Origin of the sequence: Labrys sp. 22185 (assembly GCF_052045555.1) — a bacterium.
In the GTDB taxonomy this organism is placed as follows: Bacteria; Pseudomonadota; Alphaproteobacteria; order Rhizobiales; family Labraceae; genus Labrys; species Labrys neptuniae.
The window spans coordinates 561,236-573,984 of sequence record NZ_JBQEPH010000002.1 but is presented as its reverse complement, the minus strand read 5'-3'; the positions used below and the strand labels follow the sequence as shown (position 1 = coordinate 573,984).

General features: G+C 63.3%; 13 protein-coding genes. 5 read left to right on the top strand and 8 right to left on the bottom strand.

Annotated elements, in window-relative coordinates; all coding sequences use genetic code 11:
• Positions 1 to 67 precede the first annotated feature (67 nt).
• From ACTJKX_RS07295 to ACTJKX_RS07280, 4 genes are all read left to right on the top strand, one after another.
• The gene (locus ACTJKX_RS07295) at positions 68 to 928 is read left to right on the top strand and encodes a D-amino-acid transaminase (RefSeq protein ID WP_394309255.1); all 861 of its coding nucleotides are present in this window, start codon (positions 68 to 70) and stop codon (positions 926 to 928) included.
• A gap of 229 nt (positions 929 to 1,157) precedes the next feature.
• Complete coding sequence (gene hfq / locus ACTJKX_RS07290) at positions 1,158 to 1,415, top strand: RNA chaperone Hfq (protein ID WP_068290859.1); 258 nt, start codon at positions 1,158 to 1,160, stop codon at positions 1,413 to 1,415.
• Between the two features lie 50 nt (positions 1,416 to 1,465).
• Complete coding sequence (gene hflX / locus ACTJKX_RS07285; RefSeq protein WP_440724848.1) at positions 1,466 to 2,827, top strand: GTPase HflX; 1,362 nt, start codon at positions 1,466 to 1,468, stop codon at positions 2,825 to 2,827.
• The gene (locus ACTJKX_RS07280) at positions 2,820 to 3,545 is read left to right on the top strand and encodes a class I SAM-dependent methyltransferase (RefSeq protein ID WP_440724847.1); all 726 of its coding nucleotides are present in this window, start codon (positions 2,820 to 2,822) and stop codon (positions 3,543 to 3,545) included. Before hflX ends, ACTJKX_RS07280 begins: the two co-directional genes overlap by 8 nt.
• Positions 3,546 to 3,558: 13 nt before the next feature.
• Here the strand turns inward: ACTJKX_RS07280 and ACTJKX_RS07275 are convergent, their stop codons facing one another.
• The 7 genes from ACTJKX_RS07275 to glpD form a co-directional block, all read right to left on the bottom strand.
• Positions 3,559 to 4,077 carry a hypothetical protein gene (locus tag ACTJKX_RS07275; protein ID WP_440724846.1) on the bottom strand — a complete coding sequence of 173 codons (519 nt, stop codon included), beginning with the start codon at positions 4,075 to 4,077 and terminating at the stop codon, positions 3,559 to 3,561.
• Positions 4,078 to 4,233: 156 nt separating this feature from the next.
• A complete protein-coding gene (locus ACTJKX_RS07270; RefSeq protein ID WP_105862915.1) occupies positions 4,234 to 4,482 on the bottom strand; it encodes a YMGG-like glycine zipper-containing protein in 249 nt (82 codons plus the stop codon).
• 290 nt (positions 4,483 to 4,772) lie between these two features.
• A complete protein-coding gene (locus tag ACTJKX_RS07265; protein ID WP_440724845.1) occupies positions 4,773 to 6,776 on the bottom strand; it encodes a hypothetical protein in 2,004 nt (667 codons plus the stop codon).
• Between the two features lie 82 nt (positions 6,777 to 6,858).
• On the bottom strand, positions 6,859 to 7,356 hold the full coding sequence (locus ACTJKX_RS07260; protein ID WP_440724844.1) for an AAA family ATPase: 498 nt from the start codon (positions 7,354 to 7,356) through the stop codon (positions 6,859 to 6,861).
• Positions 7,357 to 7,518: 162 nt separating this feature from the next.
• Entirely contained in the window at positions 7,519 to 8,238 is a 720-nt protein-coding gene (locus ACTJKX_RS07255; RefSeq protein ID WP_311938115.1) for an MIP/aquaporin family protein, read from the bottom strand.
• A gap of 64 nt (positions 8,239 to 8,302) precedes the next feature.
• Positions 8,303 to 9,799 carry a glycerol kinase GlpK gene (gene glpK / locus ACTJKX_RS07250; RefSeq protein WP_440724843.1) on the bottom strand — a complete coding sequence of 499 codons (1,497 nt, stop codon included), beginning with the start codon at positions 9,797 to 9,799 and terminating at the stop codon, positions 8,303 to 8,305.
• 50 nt (positions 9,800 to 9,849) lie between these two features.
• Positions 9,850 to 11,379: a glycerol-3-phosphate dehydrogenase gene (gene glpD, locus ACTJKX_RS07245; RefSeq protein ID WP_440724842.1), complete on the bottom strand. Its 1,530-nt coding sequence runs from the start codon at positions 11,377 to 11,379 to the stop codon at positions 9,850 to 9,852.
• A 66-nt stretch (positions 11,380 to 11,445) separates the two neighbouring features.
• Here glpD and ACTJKX_RS07240 point away from each other — a divergent pair, with 66 nt between their 5' ends.
• Positions 11,446 to 11,640: a hypothetical protein gene (locus tag ACTJKX_RS07240; protein ID WP_440724841.1), complete on the top strand. Its 195-nt coding sequence runs from the start codon at positions 11,446 to 11,448 to the stop codon at positions 11,638 to 11,640.
• A 231-nt stretch (positions 11,641 to 11,871) separates the two neighbouring features.
• Here the strand turns inward: ACTJKX_RS07240 and ACTJKX_RS07235 are convergent, their stop codons facing one another.
• Positions 11,872 to 12,675, bottom strand: a complete 804-nt coding sequence (locus tag ACTJKX_RS07235; RefSeq protein ID WP_311938122.1) for a DeoR/GlpR family DNA-binding transcription regulator — start codon at positions 12,673 to 12,675, stop codon at positions 11,872 to 11,874.
• Positions 12,676 to 12,749 lie beyond the last annotated feature (74 nt).

The following is a 12,749-nucleotide window of genomic DNA, read 5'->3' as shown; positions in this document are numbered from 1 at the left end:
AATCTTGGCCGAGTCTTGGCGGTAGCCCTTGCCGCCCAGTCCCGGTCGAAGCTTGCCTGAGGCCACCATGAGCCGCACCGCCTATGTGAACGGGGTCTATGTGCCGCTGCGCGACGCCTGCGTGCATGTCGAGGATCGTGGCTTCCAGTTTGCCGACGGGGTCTATGAGGTCTGCGAGGTTTTCGGCGGCCGGCTCATCGACGAGACCCGGCATCTTGCCCGGCTCAAGCGGTCCCTCTCGGAGCTGGGCATCGGCATGCCTGTCGGGGAGGGGGCGCTCAAGGTGATCCTGCGCGAGACCGTCCGGCGCAACCGTGTCCGCGATGGCTTGGTCTATCTCCAGGTCACGCGCGGAGCGGCCAGACGCGATTTCGTGTTTCCGGCGGCTGATACGCCGCCTACTTTGGTGGTGACCGCCCGCTCCGTCGACCGCAGCAAGGCCGAGGCGGGTGCTGCCAACGGCATTTCGGTAATCAGCCTGCCGGATAATCGCTGGGAACGGGTCGACATCAAGTCCACGGGCCTTTTGCCCAATGCGCTGGCACGGCAACGGGCCAAGGAGCGCGGCGCCAAGGAGGCCTGGTTCGTCGACAAGGACGGCTATGTCACCGAGGGGGCGGCCAGCAATGCCTGGATCATCACCCGCGAAAATACGCTGCTGACCCGCCCGGCCGAGAGCGGCATTCTGCGGGGCGTGACCCGAACCACGCTGTTGGACCTCGCCCGGCGCGATAATCTGCTGATCAGCGAACGGCCCTTCACGCTGGCGGAAGCCAAGGCCGCGAAGGAAGCCTTCGTGACCGCGGCGACGGCATTGATCATGCCGGTCGTGCGTATTGACGATACGGTGATCGGTGACGGTAAGCCGGGGGCTCTCACCACGCGTTTGCGCGCACGGTTCCATGAGGTGGCCGAGCGTTCACTTTAGTTTATGGTATACCATTGTTGCTTGACAGATGATGGCTTGGGGCCCATCTGCGATCATTCCGACAGATTGGGCGGAATGACGCGTGGCGATTGCAAACTTTTGCTTGCGCGACGCAGCATCCCCGTCGACTATGTAGGATGATTGCATGAAAGGCAGGCGCGTCAGCGTTGGCTGATTTTGCTTGTGAATGTCCGCGGACCAACCGCGGTCAAGGAGTTTCGGGGGTATTATGGCGGCGGAGCGCACCCAAAATCTACAGGACACGTTTCTCAACAATGTCCGCAAGAACAAGATCCCGCTCACGATCTTCCTGGTGAATGGTGTGAAGTTGCAAGGCGTTGTGACCTGGTTTGACAATTTTTGCGTGCTTTTGCGCCGCGACGGTCATTCCCAGCTGGTCTACAAGCACGCGATTTCGACGATCATGCCGGGCCATCCCGTCCAACTCTTCGAAGGCGGTGAGATCGAGGGCGCGGACAAGCTTTGATTCTTGCCGTACCGGCGGTGGCGGGGGCAACCCCGCCCGAAAGTTGACGTTTGACAGCAAATACTCTCAAGGATCCGGCGCATCGCATCGATGCGCATGAGCTGGAAGTTGCTTCCGGCACAAGAACTTATGTCGTCGCCCCGGTGCTGTCGCGCCGGAGCGAGAACGACCTCGTGCGATCACCCGAAGCCAAGCTCGAAGAGGCCGTCGGCCTTGCCGGCGCCATCGATCTCAATGTGGTCGGTGCCGTCGTGGTCGCGCTCGGCGAAATCAGGCCCTCGACCTATATCGGCAAAGGCAAGGTCGAGGAGATCAAGGTGGTCGTCGAGGCTGAGGATATCACCCTCGTGCTGATGGATTGCGCCCTGTCGCCCGTGCAGCAGCGCAATCTGGAAAAGGCCTGGGGCGCCAAGGTGATCGACCGCACCGGCCTCATCCTCGAAATCTTCGGCCGGCGCGCGCGCACCAAGGAAGGTACGCTGCAGGTCGAGCTCGCCCATCTCAACTATCAGAAGGGTCGCCTGGTTCGGTCCTGGACCCATCTCGAACGCCAGCGCGGCGGCGGCGGCTTCCTCGGCGGTCCGGGTGAAACCCAGATCGAATCCGACAGGCGCCTGCTGCAGGATCGCATCGTGAAGCTGGAGCGCGAGCTCGAGCAGGTGAAACGCACCCGTTCCCTGCATCGCATCAGCCGGCGCAAGGTGCCTTATCCGATCGTGGCGCTCGTCGGCTATACCAATGCCGGCAAGTCGACCCTGTTCAACCGGCTGACCCGCGCCGAGGTGCTGGCCGAGGACATGCTGTTCGCCACGCTGGATCCGACGCTACGGGCACTCAAGCTGCCGCATGGCACCAAGGCTATCCTGTCCGATACGGTGGGGTTCATCTCCGAATTGCCGACCATGCTGGTGGCGGCCTTCCGCGCCACGCTGGAAGAGGTGCTGGAGGCGGATGTCATCCTGCATGTGCGCGACATCTCCCATGGCGATACCGAAGCCCAGGCGGGCGATGTGCGCTCCATCCTGCACAGCCTCGGCATCGAGGAGGGGACCAGGCAGACGGTGATCGAGGTCTGGAACAAGGTCGATCTCATCGAAGAACCGGCGCGCGAGGCGCTGCTGACGGCCTCCCGGCGAGAAGGCGGGAATCGGCCCGTGGTGGTCTCGGCCGTGACCGGGGAAGGGTTGCCGGCGCTGCTCGACCGGGTCGAGGCGGTTGTTGCCGCCGGACGACTGACGCTCGCCATCGACATCCCTCCCGCGGATGGAGCAGGCCTTGCCTGGCTGCATGCCAATACCGACGTGCTGGCCCGCGAGACCGACGAGGATGGCGTCACCCATGTCTCCGTTCGCGTGGCACCGGAACGCGCCGACCAGGTCAGGCGGCGGTTCGGAATCGCCGCCGTTGAGTGAGCTGAGCGCGCATTACACTGATCCGCGCCTGGCGGCTCTCTACGACATGCAGAACCCTTGGGGACCGGACAGCGACTTCTACCTCGCCTTGGCAGGTAGACCGGCGCTCGCCATCCTCGATATCGGATGCGGAACCGGGATGATGGCGACAGCCTTTGCCCGGCAGGGGCATGCAGTCACCGCTGTCGACCCGGCCGCAGCCATGCTGGACGTGGCACGGTCGCGTCCGCAGGGGCAACTGGTGCGGTGGGTTCACGGACTGGTCGGAGAGGTCCAGGGAAGTTTCGACCTCGCCGTGATGACCGGGCACGCGTTCCAGGTTCTGCTCGACGACGAGACCACGCTGGCCTTCCTGCGGGCCGTGAAACAAAGGCTGTCGCCGGGCGGGCGCTTCGCGTTCGAGACGCGCAATCCCGACGCGCGGATCTGGGAAGAATGGGCGAAGCCGCTGGTGGGGAGTTCCGTGGCGGGGGCCACCGAAACGGCGCATGTCGATATCGAGAAACAGGGCGAGCTGGTATCTTTTCGTTCCATCTATCGCTTCGATGATGGAACGGAAGTCTCCAGCCGCAGCACCTTGCGCTTCGCGTCCCAGGCGACGATTTCTGCCCTTGCCGAGAAGGCCGGATTTTCTCGCCAGATCTGGTACGGCGATTGGGATCGTCAGCCCGTAGAGGCGGGTAGCCGGGAGCTCATACTGGTTGCGGGTTTTGCCTAGTCCGAACCTGCCTTCAACATGGGCCAGGCCGCAATGTCTGTGGACCGGTGATAGTGCAATGGCAATCGGATCCATCCCAATGCACGCTGTGCGACACCCATGAGGGACGCCGGCCGCAGGCATCGATCGGCGGCGAGCAGGAAGGGCAGACGAAGGCCCCCGAGTTGTTCATGATGATGTCACCCGCCCCGTCTGCAGGCGTGGCGGTGATACCGAAATCTCCGTTGCGATAGAGAAAGACCTTCATCTGCCCGCGGCCGTCCAGTCCCTTCCAGCCATAGATTGCCCGGGGTGTTTCCAGATCGGTTTCGACGGCAAGAAGCTTGCCGCCGGAGCCGGCCGCCTTCTGCAGGCTGGCAAAGTCACGGATTTCTCGCAAGGTGGTGATCCAGCCCCTCGTCATGGCGACGTTCGCTTCGGGCTGTCCGGGATCGCGAGGGGGCCACGGCGCCAGCTCCGACGAGAGCGCCGGTAGAGCCAGGCAGATCGTCAGAATGATGACTCCCGCCGAACCCGTGACCGGTCTCGACATCGAAGGCCCTCCACACGGCGTGCGACGACAGCACGACTATGGCGCTCGGCGGGGTCGAGCGTCAAATCGAGAGGCGAACTGGTGCCAGTCGGCGTTGCCCTGGCTGTCCGTCTGGCGCAACGGACCCTGCTTCCTTGGGACTTGGAGCGCTGGGCTTCAGAACCAACTGGTTCGGGCGGGCTCCGGCGTCGTGACGAGACCGACGACAGCGCCCGTGGTTGCTCCGATGGCACCACCGACCAGCGCGCCGGTGGTCGGCTGGCGAGCGACGAGACTGCCGACGATGGCGCCGCTAGTGCCGCCGATCAGGGCGCCGTTGAAGGCTCGCCCGGCCGGGCTCGAACTGCAGGAGGCCGTGCTGACGGCAAGGCCGGTGATCAGGATCAGACCCGGAAGTCTCTTCATGGTTGAGCATCCTTACGCTACGCTACGATGAATGGCTCATTTACTGAAAATTAACTTTTGGTCTTGAATCGGACGGAAGCAAGGCCCAGTCAGACAAGATTTGGCCCAATATATTAATTGCGATTCGCTCTGATAGTGTTCAAGGTCGTTTTACTGATCGAAATGACGTCGATCGAGAGGAAAACGAGCGTTTTTCCTGATCTTCGGGGAGATCACCAGGCGGCCGGCATTCTCGCGACATGGTTAATCTTGGGGCCCGTTCGAGATTGCCCTTTCGGCACGGGCGGTCGCTACGGCGCCGGGGCGGTGGGTGCGGGCAATCCCAGCTTCTGGCGCAGAGCCTTCAGTACCCCGTCCCCCATGGCCGCCTGACCAAGCGCATTGGGATGGAAGGAGCCGCTGAGGGTGGCGGCCAGCACTGGCTGGGCGCGACCGTTCATGTGCGGATCGCCGCCACTGCCCGCCAGCGTACGCATGGTATTGGCGGCAAGAAAGGCATCGTTCGGTGTGACAAACCAGCGTTGCCGCGGGCGATAGGCCTGCCAGGCCGGCGGCGAAAACGGCGTCCAGCGTTGTCCGGTTGGATTGCTGATCGGAAAGCGAAGCCCGTCCGGGGCATTGCTGCCGTCCGCCATGCCAGGCTGACACAAGGCGTGGCCCTTGAAGGCTGCAGCGAAGTCGCTGACCACCTGCCATCCGACCAGGGTCGGGATCTTGGCGTTGAGACCGTCGACGAAGGTGACCGATTCCGGGCCCGTGGTCGGCTTGTTGATCCGGAAGATCTCGTGAAGATCCATTCCGGCCGTTCCGGCTTCGCCGCTGGGGGCATGCGGACAGGTGCCGCTACCCGTGTGCAGCATTTGCGGGTAGCCGGTCTGGATGACCTGGGAGGCCGTCAGGCCCAGGAGCCGTTCGAAGGCCTGGGCCAGGACGCGATAGCGCTCGGCCAGCGAACTCTCCGCTGCCGTGGCATCCTGAAAGGTGATGGGACCAGCCCCCTTGATCCAAAGCCTTTCGGCGGTTCGTCGAAGCGACAGGAAATTGCTGCTGGCGGCCAGGGCCTCGCCGGCTATGACCCGGGAAAAGCCGATATCGTTCCCGCCGATGCTGAGCAGGAGGATGTCGGGTTTGCGCTTGAAGGCAGCGCAGCGCTTGAGATCTATGTCCCAGGAAAAATGCGCCGGCGGCGAGAAGCGATTATAGCCCGTGAGGGGCAGGGGACAGAGGTCACGCAAGGCCCGCATGACCTGCGGTGAGGCATCGTACTGCCCGGCTTTGCCCGGCCTGTCCTTGGGGACGTCGTCGCGGGCGACCCAGTAGCCGAGCAGGCCCTCGAAGACTTCGGCGCCGGTGCAGCCATAGCCCAGATAGGTCACGCTCGCATGTGGCGCTTCCAGTGCGAGCGCCAGGGCCGCCTTGAGCTGGTGCGAATAGAGCGAGCGATGGCATTGCTGGTTGATCCACAGGGCACCGATCCCGAAGCTCTTGTCGAAATTGTGCTTGTAGCGGAGGGGGTAGAGGCGCAGCCTGCCACGCCATCCCGATTCACCCGGCAGATGCGACGATTCCTGGAAATTGTTGACGTCGGTGCCGAGCACCGCGGCCTTGTCGGGGTTCCCCTCGCCGGAGGCGAAGGAATCACCCATGCCGAGGATGGTGATCGGTCGGATCGTCTGGTCCGGCGCTTCGGCCAGGGCCGAGCCGTCAGCCTTGACGGACAGGGTGAAGGCGGTGCCGATGGGGATGTCGGTCAGGCGTATCTGCGCGGTGTCGCAAGCTGCCGTAGCGGCCACCGAGCCATTGACCAGCCATTGGCACTGGCGACCCGCAGGGGCTTCGGTGATGCTTGCGAGGATGTCGCTCTTGCGGGCGCCGACATAGTCCTCGCCATTGGCCAGCTTGCAGCCCCAATGCCCGCGATTGGTGGCGCTGAAGCAAGTGCTGCGGGCAAGGGCCGAGGCCCAGCCGAAACGCCAGATCGTCGCGGGATCGCCGAAAGCCTTGCCGAGTTGCCTGGCATCGGCGCGCTTTTCCAGCTCGACCTCGAGCGCCATCACGGGCTGGTTCTGGCGATCGGCCAAGGGCAGGCCGGCGTAGAGGCCGGCGAGGGCACGGAAATGGTCCTCATTGCGAAACAGGGGAAAGCGATTGGCAACTTCCCACTGGATGGCCGGTGCGGCTTCGGCCGCTCCTGCAGCCATCGCAAGGCCGAAAACGACGGCGCACAGGCTTGCTCGGCTCCCGGCATGCCGCGCGCCTGATCGCTCCGTCCTGACAACGCCCATACGTGACATGGCAGCCCCCCGCATGCGATCGTTTCTCCACGGTACGGGGATGGGCGTGATGGCGCCGTTATCGCGGATGGCAGCACAGACGTCAGCGAGATCCGATAAACCGAAATAGCGCGTCGACGGTTGCTTGCACCGGTTGACGGGTGTCGATCTCGAAATCGGCCGAACGGCGCAGGAGCGGCTCGACCGCCATGATCAGTTCGGCGACCTTGCGACGCTCTTCCTCGGCATGGCCATAGCCCCAACCCGTTCGGGCGGCGAGCCGCGCCATGATGGTGGGAAGGGGAGCGGAGAGCAGGACGATGGCGTCGATCAAGGGAAAGACCTCAGCCATATTCTCGGCACAGCCGCTGACGAAGAAAGGCCCGGGGGGTGATCGCGACAGCAGGCCCTCGACCTTGTCGAGTTGCCAGACCCAGTCCTCGCCCTGGCCGGGTGTCAGGTTATCTCCCGGGGCGGCCGGAACCCAATGCGACCATTCCGGCGTATCGAGGTCATGGGCTTGGTGGCCACGGGCGAGCAATTCGCGGATCACGGACGTCTTGCCGGTTCCGGACATGCCGGTGATCAGGATGCGTTTCATCGCTGTCTTGCTCCGAAAACAATCCGACGGGCCGGCTCATGACCATTGGTATAACTGTCACGTCGGGCTCGACGCGACAACGGCGGTAACAGCAATAAAAATGGCCGGACGAGCCGGCCATTTTCAAGAGTGGGGTATCTTGGTCTCTTGCGGGCATGCCCGTTACATCATGCCCGTCGCTTTGGCCAGCATGAGGGCGACGATGCCGCCGATCACCGGGCCGACGACCGGCACCCAGGAATAGCCCCAGTCCGAACCGCCCTTGCCGGCGATCGGCAGCACGGCGTGAGCAATGCGCGGGCCGAGGTCACGGGCAGGATTGATGGCATAGCCGGTGGGACCACCGAGCGAGACGCCGATGCCCCAGACCACCATGCCGACGATGAAAGGCGCGAGATAGCCCGGCGTCGCCACGCCCTTCGAACCGATGGCGGCGACGACGAAGAGCAGGGCGAAGCCGCCGATGATTTCCGTCACGAGATTGGCGCCGTAGTTGCGGATGGCGGGGCCGGTGCAGAACACCGCGAGCTTGAGGCCCTGGTCTTCGGTTTCACCCCAGTGCAGCAGATGCGCGAGCCACACCAGGATGGCTCCGATGAAGGCGCCGATGAACTGGGCCGCGATGAACGGGACGACATTGCTCCAATCGCCGGTCGCGGTCGCAAAGGCCAGGGTCACCGCCGGATTGAGATGACCCGGGGCACCCGCTGCGACGGCGACGAGCACGCCGCAGAGCACCGCGAAAGCCCAGCCGGCGGTGATGACGATCCAGCCCGAATTCTGGCCCTTGTTCTTGGCCAGCAATACGTTGGCCACGACACCGTCCCCGAACAGGATGAGCGTGGCCGTGCCCATCAGCTCACCAACAAACCCAACTGCCATGTTTTTCTTCCCTGTGTTGTGGGGCCGTCACCCCCCGGGTGCGGCCCTGCTTGGTTCGTGATGGTCAGACGGCCCAGTCGAGCGAGCGGCTGACGGCCTTGTTCCAGGCGCTGAAGAGCTTGCTGCGCTGCTCTTCCTTCATCATCGGGTGCCAGCGCTTGTCGACGCCCCAGTTTTCCGAGATGTCCTTGGTGGAGTTCCAGTAGCCCGTCGCCAGGCCGGCCGCGTAGGCCGAGCCAAGGGCGGTGGTCTCGATGACCTTGGGGCGCACCACGGGAACGTTGAGGATGTCGGACTGGAACTGCATCAGCAGCTCGTTGACGACCATGCCGCCGTCGGTCCGCAATTCCTTGATCTGCACGCCCGAATCCTTGGTCATGGCATCGAGCACTTCGCGGGTCTGATAGGCGGTCGCCTCCAGGGCGGCACGCGCGATGTGGCCCTTGTTGGCGAAGCGCGTCAGGCCGGCGATCACGCCGCGGGCGCTTTCCTTCCAGTGCGGCGCGTAGAGGCCGGAGAAGGCCGGCACGAAATAGACGTCGCCATTGTCCTTCACGGTATTGGCGAGGGCCTCGATCTCCGGCGCGGTCTTCACCAGATTGAGGTTGTCGCGCAGCCATTGCACCAGCGCGCCGGCAATGGCGATCGAGCCTTCCAGGGCGTAGATGGGTTTGTTGTCGCCGAGCTTGTAGCCGAGCGTGGTCAGCAGGCCGGCCGTGGAGTGGAAGGGCTTGTCGCCGGTGTTCATCAGCATGAAGCAACCGGTGCCGTAGGTGTTCTTGGCTTCGCCCGGCTGCAGGCAGGCCTGGCCGAACAGGGCTGCCTGCTGGTCGCCGAGAATACCGGCCACCGGAACGTCAGCCAGCACGCCCGTGCAGGTACCATAGACTTCGCTGGAAGAGCGGATCTGCGGCAGGCAGGCGCGCGGAATATCGAACAGGTTGAGAATGTCGGCATCCCAGTCCAGCGTCTCCAGGTCCATCATCTGGGTACGCGAGGCGTTGGTGACGTCGGTCAGGTGCAGGCCGCCCTTGGTACCGCCGGTCAGGTTCCACACCAGCCAGGTGTCGAGATTGCCGAAGAGAAGGTCACCGGCCTCGGCTGCCTTCTGGGCGCCGGGAACATTGTCGAGCAGCCAGCGCAGCTTCAGGCCGGAGAAATAGGTGGCCAGAGGCAGGCCGGTCTTGGCGCGCAGGCGATCCTGGCCGCCTTCCTTGGCGAATTTGGCCACGAGCTTGTCGGTGCGGGTGTCCATCCAGACCAGGGCGTTGTGCACGGCTGCGCCGGTCTTGCGGTTCCACAGCACCGCCGTCTCGCGCTGGTTGGTGATGCCCACCGAAGTGAGGTTGGCCGTGGTCAGTCCCTTTTTCTTCAGCGCACCGGCAATCACGCTCTGGGTGTTACGCCAGATCTCGGCGGGATCATGCTCGACCCAGCCGGGCTTGGGATAGATCTGCTCGTGTTCCTTCTGGTCGACGGAGATGATTTCACCGCGCCGGTCGAAGATGATGAAGCGGGTACTGGTCGTGCCTTGGTCGATGGACCCGACATATTTGGTCATGCTTTCCTCCTCGATATGTTCTTGCAGTCCGGTTGGATCTGGGAACGAGTTCAGTGGGGAACGGGCGCCTTCTGCCTGGCGGCGAGATAAGCGGAGATGTCACCGGCCGCCTCGGGCGGCAGATGCAGGCCGAGCTTGGAGCGGCGCCAGAGGATGTCCTCGGCGGTCACGGCCCATTCCTGGTCGACGAGATAGTCGATCTCGGCAGCGGTGAGGCCCATGCCGAAATCCCGGCCGAGATCGGCCATGCCGTTGGCACTGTCCAGGAACTCGAAGGCGCGCGTACCGTAAGCCTTGGCCAGGCGCCGGGCGAGGGCGGGGGACAGGAAGGGTTTGCGCGCCATCAGCGAGCGGATGAAGGCATCGAGATCGGCATTGGGCATGTCACCGCCCGGCAGGGGGGCATCGGCGGTCCAGGGCTTCCCCTTGGCGCCCAAGGTCTTCTCGATATGCTCGAGGATCGATTCCGACAGGCGGCGATAGGTGGTGATCTTGCCGCCGAAGATGTTGATCAGCGGCGCGCCGTCGATCAACTCTTCCTTGATGACATAGTCGCGGGTGGCTGCCTGGGCGGCGGTGGCGTGATCGTCATAGAGAGGCCGCACGCCCGAATAGGTCCAGACGATGTCGGCTGGCTTGATTTCCTTGGCGAAATACTCGCTTGCCGCCTTGCACAGATACTCCGTCTCGCCGGACGTGATCGCGACCTTGGCCGGATCATCCTTGTAGTCCTGGTCGGTCGTGCCGATCAGGGTGAATTCATCTTCATAGGGAATGGCGAAGATGATGCGCCCGTCCGGGTTCTGGAAGATGTAGCAGCGGTCGTGGTCGAAGAGCTTGGGCACGATGATGTGGCTGCCCTGGACCAGGCGCACCTGGTTCGGCTCCTTGTGCGCGACGACATCCGCCAGCACGGTGTCGACCCAGGGACCGGCGGCGTTGACGAGGAGACGGGCCGTGACCTCGTTCTCCGTGCCATTGATCTGGTCCCGCAGCCGGATGTGCCACAGGCCGGCGTCGCGGCGCGCCGAGACGACCTTGCAACGAGTGCGGACGATGGCGCCGCGGTCGGCGGCATCGCGGGCATTGAGGGCCACGAAGCGGGCATCGTTCACCCAGCAGTCGGAATATTCGAAAGCTTTCGAGAAGATCGGCTTCAGCGATTTGCCGGCTTCGTCGCGCCGCAGATCGAGCGTCCGGGTGGGCGGCAACTTCTTGCGGCCGCCGATATAATCGTAGAGGAACAGGCCGATCCGCAGCATCCAGGCTGGCCGCAGGCCCTTGAAATAGGGCAGCACGAAACGCAGCGGGTGGACGAGATGGGGTGCGTTGCGCCAGACGATTTCGCGTTCGGTGAGGGCTTCCCGCACCAAGCGGAACTCGTAATATTCGAGATAGCGCAGGCCGCCATGGATCAGCTTGGTAGCCTTGGACGACGTGCCGCTGGCCAGATCGTTCATCTCGGCCAGATACACAGAATAGCCACGACCAACGGCGTCCCTGGCAATGCCGCATCCATTGACGCCCCCGCCGATCACGAAGACGTCGAAAATCTCATTTGCGGAAGCCTGTTGATTCATGGGGTGTCACTCCGCGGCAGGGCAGTGGCGGGGACGGCGGTCGAGCATGGCGAGGTGGCGTGGACCATGGCGTTCCGTCTCCCTGTATTTCGATCCTTCATTGATGAAGGCGCTTGTTTCGGCGGCAATGTTGTCGCGCTTTCTTGTTTTCGCAACAGAAAGTTTTTTCTTTCGTTTCCATGGAAACGAACATTTTTGGTCGAGGTTGATTTATTCAGAAACGACATTGCAGGCGCCCAGGTTGCGCTGCAACATGAATGAATCGGTCGTCGGTTCGTCGAAAACACTGGGGTTATTTAGTGGTTTTACAAATCGAGGTACCATGGTAACGCGATTTTGCGGGGCGGCGAGAAAGATGAGCCGAGCATAGATGTAGAATGTCGCTTGCGCTTCAATGCGTCATTTTCGGAATGCAGGGATTCGAAAATGACGTGGCGGCGAATTTTAGGTGACAAACAGTGTCACAATTCTCGTCGAGGCGGTGTTGCGCAATCAGAGGTTGGCGATGTGAAGCTCCGTGCCGCTGCTCGCCAGCAATTCGGCAAGTGCCTGAGGGGGAGTCTGGTCGACGAAGACGGCGCTCACTTCGGTAATCGACGCCATGCGCAGCAGGGGTCTGCGCTGGAACTTGGTGTGGTCGGTGACGAGATAGGTCTTGCGGGCGTTGCGCAGGATGGTCTGGGCGGCGCGAATCTCGTCATAGTCGAAATCGAGCAGTGTGCCGTCGCTGTCGATGCCGCTGATGCCGATGATGCCGATATCGACGCGGAACTGGCTGATCATGTCCACGCAGGCCGGGCCGAGCACGCCGCCATCCCGGTTGCGCACGGAGCCGCCGGTGATGGTGATCTCGAAATCGGTGTGCCGCGAGAGAATCGTCGCCACGTTGAGATTGTTGGTGATCACCCGCAGATCCTGATGGTGGATCAACGCGGCGGCCACGGCCTCCGTGGTGGTGCCGATATTCATGAAGATGGAAGCGTGATCGGGGACGTGACGCGCCACCAGCTTGGCGATCTGCTCCTTTTCCGCCTGGTTCATGATCTGGCGAGCGCTGTAGTCGATATTGGCGACGCTCGAAGGCAGGCCTCCGCCGCCGCGATAGCGGGCCAGCCGTCCTTCGCCGCTCAGATCGTTGAGATCACGCCGGATGGTCTGGACGGTGACGCCGAATCGACTGGCCAGCATTTCGACGCCGACGAAGCCGTGCTGACGCACCAGATTGACGATGGCCTCGCGCCGTTCCTCCACACTGAGGGCGGCGGATGCATCGGCAGGGGGGAGGCTGGACGACATGGCGGATCACGCGGGACGAGGAAGCGGGTGCGTCCGGGGTTGTCGCACGGAATGCCGCGCACGGCCAGCGAGGC

What these genes read in the sequence shown, in the direction of transcription:
- ACTJKX_RS07255 (WP_311938115.1), bottom strand. Translation starts at nt 8,238, where the DNA reads ATGGCAGTTGGGTTTGTTGGTGAGCTGATGGGCACGGCCACGCTCATC.
- ACTJKX_RS07295 (WP_394309255.1), top strand. Translation starts at nt 68, where the DNA reads ATGAGCCGCACCGCCTATGTGAACGGGGTCTATGTGCCGCTGCGCGAC.
- glpD (WP_440724842.1), bottom strand. Translation starts at nt 11,379, where the DNA reads ATGAATCAACAGGCTTCCGCAAATGAGATTTTCGACGTCTTCGTGATC.
- ACTJKX_RS07260 (WP_440724844.1), bottom strand. Translation starts at nt 7,356, where the DNA reads ATGAAACGCATCCTGATCACCGGCATGTCCGGAACCGGCAAGACGTCC.
- ACTJKX_RS07275 (WP_440724846.1), bottom strand. Translation starts at nt 4,077, where the DNA reads ATGTCGAGACCGGTCACGGGTTCGGCGGGAGTCATCATTCTGACGATC.
- ACTJKX_RS07270 (WP_105862915.1), bottom strand. Translation starts at nt 4,482, where the DNA reads ATGAAGAGACTTCCGGGTCTGATCCTGATCACCGGCCTTGCCGTCAGC.
- ACTJKX_RS07235 (WP_311938122.1), bottom strand. Translation starts at nt 12,675, where the DNA reads ATGTCGTCCAGCCTCCCCCCTGCCGATGCATCCGCCGCCCTCAGTGTG.
- glpK (WP_440724843.1), bottom strand. Translation starts at nt 9,799, where the DNA reads ATGACCAAATATGTCGGGTCCATCGACCAAGGCACGACCAGTACCCGC.
- ACTJKX_RS07240 (WP_440724841.1), top strand. Translation starts at nt 11,446, where the DNA reads ATGGCGTTCCGTCTCCCTGTATTTCGATCCTTCATTGATGAAGGCGCT.
- ACTJKX_RS07265 (WP_440724845.1), bottom strand. Translation starts at nt 6,776, where the DNA reads ATGTCACGTATGGGCGTTGTCAGGACGGAGCGATCAGGCGCGCGGCAT.
- hfq (WP_068290859.1), top strand. Translation starts at nt 1,158, where the DNA reads ATGGCGGCGGAGCGCACCCAAAATCTACAGGACACGTTTCTCAACAAT.